This is a genomic window from Pseudomonas sp. FSL R10-2964, from assembly GCF_009600035.1.
Lineage (GTDB): Bacteria > Pseudomonadota > Gammaproteobacteria > Pseudomonadales > Pseudomonadaceae > Aquipseudomonas > Aquipseudomonas bubulae.
On the sequence record NZ_WIWH01000114.1, the window covers coordinates 1 to 408 of the forward strand.

At 46.1% G+C, this 408-nt stretch carries 2 tRNA genes; both read left to right on the top strand.

Going from position 1 to position 408, the window contains the following annotated elements:
* Positions 1 to 105: 105 nt before the first annotated feature.
* Positions 106 to 182 (top strand) — tRNA-Ile (locus GHN92_RS23645).
* A gap of 29 nt (positions 183 to 211) precedes the next feature.
* Positions 212 to 287, top strand: a tRNA-Ala gene (locus GHN92_RS23650).
* Positions 288 to 408: the final 121 nt, after the last annotated feature.

Here is a 408-nt window from a genome sequence, read left to right on the forward strand (position 1 = left end):
ACCTGCGGCTGGATCACCTCCTTAATCGACGACATCAGCTGCTCCATAAGTTCCCACACGAATTGCTTGATTCATTGAAGAAGACGATAGCAGTAGACCAAAATTGGGTCTGTAGCTCAGTTGGTTAGAGCGCACCCCTGATAAGGGTGAGGTCGGCAGTTCGAATCTGCCCAGACCCACCAATTTTGTTTGGAAGCACCTGTAGAAATATGGGGCCATAGCTCAGCTGGGAGAGCGCCTGCCTTGCACGCAGGAGGTCAACGGTTCGATCCCGTTTGGCTCCACCATTACTGCTTACTTGTCGTAAAGCTTAGAAATGAACATTCCATCGAATGATGGTGAATGTTGATTTCTGATCTTTTGATTAGATCGTTCTTTAAAAATTTGGGTATGTAATAGAAAGTTAGA